The sequence below is a fragment of the Streptomyces sp. Inha503 genome (genome assembly GCF_047215865.1).
GTDB classification, from domain to species: Bacteria; Actinomycetota; Actinomycetes; order Streptomycetales; family Streptomycetaceae; genus Streptomyces; species Streptomyces lycopersici.
The window spans coordinates 2,049,492-2,059,765 of sequence record NZ_CP178360.1 but is presented as its reverse complement, the minus strand read 5'-3'; the positions used below and the strand labels follow the sequence as shown (position 1 = coordinate 2,059,765).

The following is a 10,274-nucleotide window of genomic DNA, read 5'->3' as shown; positions in this document are numbered from 1 at the left end:
CCTCTCCGCAACCGCGGCGTCAGTCGTTTCCGAAGGTCGTGCCGCGCATCGCCCGGCTCACCAGTTCGTCGGCGTCCAGGTCCGCGATCGCGGTGTTCTCCGCCTCGGTGGCGGTGCTCGGCTCGCCCGGACCACTCAGCTCGCCCGGCTCACCGGCCGTGGAGTCCGCGAGGCGCACCAGCGCGTCCAGCAGCCCGAGTTCGTGGAAGCGGCGCAACGGGACCGAGGCCAGCACCCGCCGGATCTCCCGTTCGCGGCCCTCGGCGTCGGGGGCCCCGCCGTTCGCGAGCCCGTCCCCGATTCCGATGGCGGTCCCGTCCGCGGTGGGCAGCAGCTCGGTACGCAGCTTCCTCGCCAGCGTGGTGGGTTTCGGATAGTCGAAGACCACGGTGGGGGAGAGCTGGAGGCCGGTGGCCGCGTTGATCCGGTTGCGCAGCTCCACCGCGGTCAGCGAGTCGAACCCGGTGTCCTTGAACGCGCGCCCCGGCTCCACCGCGTCACCGTCGGCATGCCCGAGTACGGCCGCCGCCTCGCGCCGCACCAGGTCGGTCAGGAACGCCTCCTGCTCCGGGCCGGCCAGCTCGGCCAGACTGCCCAGGATCACCTCGCGCCGCGACGCGCCCCCGCCCGGCGTGTCCGCCGCCAGGATCTCGGCGACCTCGGGCAACTGCCGCAGCAGCGGCCGCTCCCGGGCCATCGTGTAACCCGGCACGAACCGCGCCCAGTCGATGTCGGCGACGATCACATTCGACGGGCCACCGCCCACGGCACGCGCCATCGCACGCAGCGCGGGCGCCGGGTCCATCGGCAGGATCCCGATACGACGCCACTGGTCGCCGCCATCGGCGTCGATCATGCCGAGACCGCCGCCCCAGCCGCCCCATGCCACCGACGTGGCCGCGAGCCCCCGGGCGCGGCGGCGCTGCGCCAGCCCGTCCAGGAAGGCGTTGCCCGTCGCGTACGGGGCCTGGCCGCCACTGCCCCAGACACCGGCGCCGGAGGAGAACAACACGAACGCGTCCAGCTCCCGGTCGCCGACGAGCTCGTCCAGCACCAGCGCGCCACGCACCTTCGCCCCCGTCACGGCGGCGAACTCCTCCGTGGTCACCTCGGTGATGGGCCCCGGGAGCAGCCCGGCACCGGCGGTGTGCACCACCGCGGTCAGCGGATGTGTCCGCTCCGCCTCCGCCAGCACCGCGGCCACGGCGTCCCGGTCGGTCACATCACACGCGGCGACCGTGACCCGCACATCCGCCAAGTCCGCCACCAGTTCGGCCGCGCCCGGCGCGTCACCGCCCTGCCTGCTCAGCAGCACCACATGGTCCGCCCCACTCGCGGCGAGCCAGCGCGCCACATGTGAACCGAGCCCGCCGGTGCCGCCCGTGACCAGCACGGTGCCACGCGGCTTCCAGGCGCCGCCCGAGCCGTCCCGGTCCCGCAGCATCCGGCGGGCGAAGAGGCCGTCGGCGCGCACCGCGAGCTGATCCTCCCCCTCCGGGGAGGACAGCGCCGTGAACAGCCCATCCGGCAACTCCCCGTCGCCACCGCCCCCTTGGGCCGGAAGGTCGATCAGTCCGCCGAAGGTGTCGGGGTGATCGAGCCCGAGCACGGCCCCGAATCCCCACACCGCCGACTGCACCGGGTCGGCGGCCTCACCGGCCACCGCGACCCCGCCACTGGTGACACACCACAGCGGTGCGGTGACGCCGTGGTCCCGCAACGCCTGCGCCACCGCCAGCGTCGCCGCGGTACCAACGGACACCGTGCCGTACTCGGTGTCGGGGCGGTCGTCCCACGAGAGCAGGGAAACCACCCCGGCGCAGCCGTCCGCCGACTTGACCTGGTCGCCCAGCGCCTCCCGGCTGGTCTCGGAGACCTCGACGGCCACCACCTCGGCACCCCGTGCGGCCAGCCCGTCCAGCACCGCGCGTACCCGCGCCGAACCGGCCCGTACGGCCGGGACCAGCACCAGCCACCGGCCCGACAGCCGTGGATCGGCGGCGGCCACCCGGGTCCAGCCGACCCGGTACCGCCATGCGTCGGTGAGCGAGTCCTCCCGGCTGCGGCGGCGCCATGAGGCCAGCGCGGGCAGCACCGTGCCGAGGGCCGCCGCGTCCACCTCGAGATCCCGCGCCAGTGACTGCGCGTCTCCGTCCTCGATGGCCGCCCACAGGGAACTGTCGGCGGTCTCGGCCCGGGTCGGTGTCCTGGCGGGCTCCAGCCAGTAGTGCTGGTGCTGGAAGGGGTAGGTGGGCAGGGGGACTCTACGGGCCGCGGACCCGGCGAACAGGGTGGTCCAGTCCACCGGCGTTCCGGTGGCGGTGAGTTCTGCGAGGTGGGTGAGGAAGCGGTGGGGGCTGTCGTCGTCGCGGCGGAGGGTGCCGGTGATGGTGGTGGGTGTGTCGGGGTGGGTTTCGGTGGTGTCTTGGATGGCGGTGGTGAGGACGGGGTGGGTGCTGATTTCGATGAAGGTTCGGTAGCCGTGGTGGAGGAGGTTTTGGGTGGCTTGGTGGAAGCGGACGGTGTGGCGGAGGTTGCGGTACCAGTAGTCGTTGGTGATGTGGGTGGGGTCGGCCCAGTCGGCGTCTACGGTTGACATCCAGGCGGTGTGGCCGGGTGTGGCGGTGACGTCGTCGAGCAGTTGGTGCAGCTCATCCTTGATGGTGTTGACGTGGCCGGAGTGTCCGGCGAAGTCGACGCCGGGGAGTTGCCATCGGTAGATCTTGGCTTTGGAGAGGGTTTTGCCGAATTCGGCGAGTGCGTCGGGGTCTCCGGATATGGAGACGGAGGCGGGGCCGTTGACGGCGGCGATCCACAGGCGTCCGTCCCACGGGGCCAGTGCTTCCTCGACCCATTCTTGGGTGGCGAGGACGGACATCATGCCGCCGTGTCCGGTGAGGTGGCGGGCGATGGTCTGGCTGCGCAGGGCGACGATTTTGGTGGCGGTGGGGAGGGTGAGGTGTCCGGCGACGTGGGCGGCGGCGATTTCGCCTTGGGAGTGGCCGATGACGGCGTCGGGGTGGATGCCGTTGGCCTGCCAGAGTGCGGCGAGGGAGACCATGATGGCGAAGGTGGTGGGTTGAAGGACGTCAACGCGGTCGAGCGAGGGTGCGTCGGGTGCGCCGGTGATGACGTCGATCAGCGACCAGTCGGTGTAGGGGGTCAGGGCCCCGGCGCATTCGCGGAGGCGTTCGGCGAAGACGGGCGAGGTGTCGAGGAGCTGGGCTCCCATGCCTGCCCACTGTGCCCCCTGGCCGGGGAAGACGAACACGGTCTTCCCGTCGGTGCCGGTCTCCCCGGTGACCAGGTTGGGATGGGGGTGCCCTTCACTGAGGGCGGTGAGGGCGGCTGTCGCCTGGTCGCGGTCGGTGGCGAGGACGACCGCGCGGTGTTCCAGGGCGGCGCGGGTGGTGGCCAGCGACCAGCCCACATCCACCGGGTCGGTGTCCGGGTGGTTACGAAGGTGGGCGCTCAGACGCTCGGCCTGCGCCCGTAGCGCCGCCGGGCTCTTGGCGGACAGCACCCATGGCGCCACGCCTCCCGTGGCCACCAGCCCGGGAGCCTCCGCTTCCGTGGTCTCCGTCTCGGCGGCCGCTGCTTCCGGAGCCTGTTCGAGGATGAGGTGGGCATTGGTGCCGCTGACGCCGAAGGAGGAGACTCCGGCTCGGCGGGGGCGCCCGGTCTCCGGCCAGGGGCGGGCCTCGGTGAGCAGGGACACCGCGCCCGTTGTCCAATCCACCTTGGTGGTGGGCTCGTCGGCGTGGAGCGTCTTGGGCAGTACGCCGTGGCGCATGGCCTGCACCATCTTGATGACGCCCGCGATTCCCGCGGTGGCCTGGGTGTGGCCGATGTTGGACTTGAGGGAGCCCAGCCAGAGGGGTCGGTCGGCGGGGCGGTTCTGGCCGTAGGTGGCGAGGAGCGCCTGGGCTTCGATGGGGTCGCCGAGGGCGGTGCCGGTGCCGTGGGCCTCGACCGCGTCGATGTCCGAGGGGGACAGCGCGGCGTTCGCCAGTGCCTGCCGTATCACCCGCTGCTGCGACGGCCCGTTGGGGGCGGTGAGGCCGTTGCTCGCGCCGTCCTGGTTGACCGCCGTGCCACGGATGACGGCCAGGACTTCATGGCCGTTGCGGCGCGCCTCGGAGAGCCGTTCCAGCAGTACCAGCCCGACACCCTCGCTGAAGGTGGTGCCGTCGGCGCCCTCGCTGAAGGACTTGCTGCGGCCGTCCGGCGCGAGACCGCGCTGGTGCGAGAAGCTCACGAACCCGTCCGGAGTCGACATCACCGTCACACCCCCGGCCAGGGCCATTGAGCACTCGCCCGCACGCACCGCCTTGGCCGCCCAGTGGATGGCCACCAGCGAGGAGGAGCACGCCGTGTCCACCGTCACCGCCGGACCGGTCAGGCCCAGTGCGTAGGCCACCCGCCCGGACACCACGCTCCCCGACTTCCCCGTGCTCAGATAGGTCTCGGACCCCTCGGGCAGCTCACCGGCGTTCGTCGCGTAGTCGTGGTAGATGAGCCCGGCGAACACACCGGTGTCGCTGCCCTGCATCGACCGCGGGGCGATACCGGCCTGCTCGAAGGTCTCCCACGCGGTCTCCAGCAGCAGCCGTTGCTGCGGGTCCATCGCCACGGCCTCGCGTGGCGAGATCCCGAAGAAGTCCGCGTCGAACTGGGTGGCCCCCTCCAGGAACCCGCCCTCGCGCACATAGGTCGTGCCCACCCGGTCCGGGTTCGGGTCGAAGAGCGTGTCCAGGTCCCAACCGCGGTCGGTGGGGAACGCCCCGATGCCGTCCTCCCCATCGGCCACCAGCCGCCACAGCCCATCCGGGTCGGTCACCCGTCCGGGGAGCCGGCAGGCCATACCGACGATGACCACGGGGTCGTCCGCGTCGGCCCCGGGCTCGGTGACGGCGGCCGGAGCCGCCTGCGTCGAGCCGAACAGCTCGTCCCGCAGATACCCGGCGGTGATCGCGGCGGTCGGGTAGTCGAACACCACGGTCGCGGGGAGCCGCAGCCCCGTGGCGGTGTTGAGGCGGTTCCGCAGTTCCACCGCCGTCAGCGAGTCGAAACCGGCCTCCCGGAAGGGCTGGTCCGGCCCGACGCTGTCGATCGTCGTATGTCCGAGCACGGCGGCGGCCTCGGTGCGGACGAGCTCGGTGAGGTGGCGCAGCCGTTCGCCGTGGTCGAGGGCGGCGAGCCGCCGCATGGCCGACGAGGTGTCGGCGGGCGCCGGTGTGTGAGCCGTACGGCGCGTGGGGCGCCGTACGAGATGGCGGAGCAACGGGGGAACGGGCCGCGCCCTGTCGTCGGCCCGAAGCGCGGCCGGGCTGATCTTGATCGGGACGAGGTGGGGGTGGGTGGCGGTGAGCGCGATGTCGAGGAGGGCGAGACCCTCGTCATCGGTGAGGGGCGCGACACCGCCGCGGTGGGTGCGCCGACGGTCCTCGGTGTTCATGGTGGCGGTGAGGGCGCTGGTGGTTTCCCATAGTCCCCAGGCGAGTGAGGTGGCGGGGAGTCCGGCGGCGTGGCGTTGGTGGATGAGGGCGTCGGCGTAGGTGTTGGCGGCGGCGTAGTTGGCTTGGCCGGGGGTGCCGAGGGTGCCGGTGGCGGAGGAGTAGACGATGAAGGCCGAGAGGTCGTGGTTCTGGGTGAGGTCGTGGAGGTGGGTGAGGGCGTCGATCTTGGGGCGGAAGACGGTGTTGAGGCGTTGTGGGGTGAGGTCGGTGAGTAGGGCGTCGTCGAGGGTTCCGGCGGTGTGGATGACGGCGGTGAGGGGGTGGTTGGTCGGGATGTCGGTGAGGAGGGTGGTGAGTTGGTCGCGGTCGGCGGTGTCGCAGGCGGTGATGCGGATGGTGGCGCCGAGTTTGGTGAGTTCGGTGGTGAGTTCGCTCGCACCGGGGGCGTTGGGGCCTTGGCGGCTGGTGAGTAGTAGGTGTTGGGCGCCGTGGTGGGTGATGAGGTGGCGGGCGGTGAGGGCGCCGAGGGTTCCGGTGCCGCCGGTGATGAGGACGGTTCCCTCGGGGTCGAGGGGGAGTGGCTGGGCTGGAGTGGTGGTGGGTTGTGCGGCGGTGAGCTGGGGCGCCCAGAGGGTGTTGTCGCGGAGGGCCAGTTGGGGCTGGTCGGTGGTGAGCGCGGTGGCGAGTGCCTGGTCCGAGTGGCCGTCGGTGTCGATGAGGTGGATACGGTCGGGGTGCTCGGACTGGGCCGAGCGGACCAGACCCCAGATCGCCGCCGTGGCGGGGTCGGTGACCTCGGCCGAGTCGTGCACGGCCATGGCGCCGCGCGTGAGTATGACCAGGCGTGTGTCCGACAGCTCGGGCAGCGTCACCCACCGCTGCAAGAGGTCCAGCGCCCGGGTGGCCAACTCGCGTGCGCGGGTGGAGGGGGCGGTGTCGGACGACTGCCACGTGGTGGTGTCGGCGACGATCAGGGTGGGGCGGTCCTCGGCCTCGCCGACCTCTGTGACATCGGCGAAGGCCGGGGCTTCTGCGGTGGCGAGGGCGGGGGAGACCTCCCCGAGAGTGCCCCACGGAACCTCGTCCGTGGCGGTGGTGGTGCTGTGTTCGGTCCAGGTGACCGTCCACAGCGCGTCGTTGAGCGGTGTGGAGGTGAGCGCTTCGAGCTGCCCTGCGTCGACCTCCCGCAATATCAGCGAGCCGATTGACGCGACCGGCCCTCCGGCCGCGTCGACCAGGTTGACGGAGAGCCCGCTGTCCTCGGTGTAACGGGCGTGTACCCGCACCGATGTGGCACCGGTGGCGTGCAGGCGTATGTCGTTCCACGCGAACGGCAGCAGCATGCGGCTGCCGGGCTCCCCGGGCAGGCAGTAGTTGCTCGCGTGCAACGCGGCGTCCAGCAGCGCCGGGTGGATGCCGAACCGGCCGGCGGCCTCCGTCTGCTCCTCCGGCAGCGCGGCCTCCGCGAACACCTCGCCGTCGCGGGTCCAGACCGCCCTCAGGCCCTGGAAGGTCGGGCCGTAGTCGTAACCTCCCTCGGCCATCTGCTCGTACAGCCCCTCGACGGTCACCGGCTCGGCGTCGGCGGGCGGCCATTCGGCCACGGCGGGCGGCGGGGGAGCGGCCGTGTCCTGGGCCAGCGTGCCGGTGGCGTGCTCCGTCCAGGGGGCGGTTTCCTCGGCGCGCGAGTAGACGCGTACGCCCCGCCGCTCGGACTCGTCGGGGCCGCCCACGACCACCCGGAGGTCCAGGGAGCCACTGTCCGGCAGGGCCAGTGGCTGCTCGATGACCAGCTCTTCCAGGGTGGGGGTGTCGGTCTCGTCCCCGGCGCGGATGGCGAGCTCGGCCATCGCGGCGCCGGGGAGGAGCACGGCGCCGGACACGGTGTGGTCGTCCAGCCAGGGGTGGGTGGTCAGGGAGAGGCGCCCGGTGAGGACGGCACCCCCGGTGTCGGGAAGGTGGACGGCGGCGGTGAGGAGTGGATGCGCGGGGTCGTGGAGACCGGCCGAGGCGATGTCGCCCGCGCTGGTGGCGCGGGTGAGCCAGTAGTGGTGGTGTTGGAAGGGGTAGGTGGGGAGGGGTGTGGGGTGGGGGTGGGTGGTGGTGTAGAGGGTGGTCCAGTTGGGTGTGTGGCCGTGGGTGGTGAGGTGGGCGAGGTGGGTGAGGAAGCGGGCGGGGGTGTCGTCGTCGCGGCGGAGGGTGCCGGTGACGATGGCGTTGCGGGTGTCGTTTGCTTCGAGGGTTTCTTGGATGGCGGTGGTGAGGACGGGGTGGGGGCTTACCTCGATGAAGGTTCGGTAGCCGTCGTCGGCGAGGGTGCGGATGGTGTGCTCGAATTGCACGGTTTGGCGGAGGTTGCGGTACCAGTAGTCGCTGTCGAGGGCGTCGGCTTCGATCCACTGGCCGGTGACGGTGGAGAGCCAGGGGGTGGTGCCGGGCTTGGTGGTGATGTCGGCCAGGGTCTGTTGGAGTTCGTTCTTGATGGTGTCGACGTGTCCGGTGTGGGAGGCGTAGTCGACGGGGATGATGCGGGCCCTGGTGCCTTGGTCGGTGTAGTGGGTGTGGAGTTGGTGGAGGGCGTTGGTGTCGCCTGCGATGACGGTGGCGTTGGGGCTGTTGTGGGCGGCGATCCAGAGTTTGCCGTGCCAGGGGGTGAGGTCGATGGTGTTGGCGGGGGTGGCGAGGGACATCATGCCGCCGTGTCCGGCGAGGTGGTGGGCGATGGTCTGGCTGCGGAGTGCGACGATTTTGGCTGCGGTGGTGAGGGTGAGGTGTCCGGCGACGTGGGCGGCGGCGATTTCGCCTTGGGAGTGGCCGATGACGGCGTCGGGGTGGATGCCTATGGATTGCCAGAGGGTGGCGAGGGAGACGACGACGGCGAAGGTGGCGGGCTGGACGACATCGACACGCTCAAGGCTCGGCGCGTCGGGTGTGCCGGTGATGACGTCGATCAGCGACCAGTCGGTGTATGGGGCCAGGGCCTCGGCGCATTCGTTCAGCCGGGCGGCGAAGACCGGCGAGGTCTCCAGGAGTTGTGCTCCCATGCCGACCCATTGGGCTCCCTGACCGGGGAAGACGAACACGGTTTTGCCGTCCGCGCCGGTCTGGCCGGTGATCAGTTTCGGGTCGGGCCGTCCTTCCGCCAGTGCGCGGGCAGTGGATGTGCCGCCTTCCGTATCCGTGGCGAGGATGACCGCGCGGTGTTCCAGGGCGGCGCGGCCGGTGGCCAGTGACCAGCCCACGTCCACCGCGCGCGGAGCATCCGCCGCCTCCAGATGGCTGACCAGGCGCTCCGCCTGAGCCCGCAGCGCCGCCGGGGTCTTGCCGGACAGCACCCACGGCACCACCCCGCCGGTGGCCACCAGCCCAGGCGTACTCTCCTCGTCCGTCTCCGCTTCGGGCGGGTCCGCTTCCGGCGCTTGCTCCAGGATCACGTGCGCGTTCGTCCCGCTGACGCCGAAGGAGGAGATTCCGGCGCGACGTGGGCGTCCCGTCTCCGGCCATGCCCGCGCCTCGGACAGTAGCGATACCGCCCCCGAAGCCCAATCCACCTTGCTCGTGGGCTCGTCGGCGTACAGCGTCTTCGGCAGTACGCCATGCCGCATGGCCTGCACCATCTTGATGATGCCCGCGGCGCCCGCGGCGGCCTGGGTGTGGCCGATGTTGGACTTGATGGAGCCCAGCCAGAGCGGCTGATCCTCCGGGCGGTTCTGGCCGTAGGTGGCCAACAGGGCCTGGGCCTCGATGGGGTCGCCGAGGCTCGTACCGGTGCCGTGTGCCTCGACCGCGTCCACATCGGCCACCGAGAGCCCCGCGTTCGCCAGGGCTTGCCGGATCACCCGTTCCTGGGAGGGGCCGTTGGGCGCGGTGAGGCCGTTGCTCGCCCCGTCCTGGTTGACCGCCGTACCACGGACGACGGCCAGCACCTGGTGCCCGTTGCGGCGGGCGTCCGACAGCCGCTCCAGCAGCACCAGACCGACACCCTCGGACCAGTTGGTGCCGTCCGCGCCCTCCGCGAAGGACTTGCAGCGGCCGTCGCGCGCCAGCCCCCGCTGCCGGGAGAATCCGACGAAGCCACCAGGGGTGGCCATCACCATCGCGCCACCGGCGAGCGCCATCGAGCACTCCCCGGACCGGAGCGCATAGCTGGCCAGGTGCATCGCCACGAGCGACGAGGAGCAGCCGGTGTCCAGACTGACCGCCGGGCCGAGCAGACCGAGCGAGTACGAGATACGGCCGGACGCGATACTGCCCGCGCCACCGATCCCCAGATACCCCTCGAAGCCCTCCGGCACCTGGTCGACGGTCAGCGCGTAGTCGCCGTTGGCCACGCCGGTGAACACGCCGACGTCACTGTCCGCCAGCGAACTCGGGTCGATACCGGCCTGCTCGAAGGTCTCCCACGCGGTCTCCAGCAGCAGCCGCTGCTGCGGGTCGGTGGCCAGCGCCTCCCGTGGGGAGATGCCGAAGAACTCGGCGTCGAACTCCGCCGCGTCGGCGAGGAAACCGCCCTCGTGCACATAGGAGGTGCCCACGGCGTCCGGGTCGGCGTCGAAGAGGTTCTCCAGGTCCCAGCCGCGGTCCTCCGGGAAGCCGCCGATCGCGTCCCGGCCGTCGGCCACCAGATCCCACAGCCCGTCCGGAGTGGTCACACCGCCCGGGTAGCGGCAGCCCATGCCGACGATGGCGATCGGCTCCTCCGTCGCCGTCTCGGCCTTGCGCAACCGCTCCCGCGTCTGGTGCAGATCGGCGGTGACCCGCTTGAGGTAGTTGAGGAGCTTTTCGTCATTCGCCATCTGAACCTCGCCAAGAGCC

Annotated in this window: 1 protein-coding gene; it reads right to left on the bottom strand. The window is 71.5% G+C overall.

What is annotated here, in order from left to right; translation table 11 throughout:
* Positions 1-19 precede the first annotated feature (19 nt).
* Positions 20-10,255: a type I polyketide synthase gene (locus ACJX2R_RS08400; protein WP_413099497.1), complete on the bottom strand. Its 10,236-nt coding sequence runs from the start codon at positions 10,253-10,255 to the stop codon at positions 20-22.
* Positions 10,256-10,274 lie beyond the last annotated feature (19 nt).

Bases quoted from the DNA above. Each gene is read 5' to 3' on its own strand.
- ACJX2R_RS08400 (WP_413099497.1), bottom strand. From the start codon at position 10,255: ATGGCGAATGACGAAAAGCTCCTCAACTACCTCAAGCGGGTCACCGCC.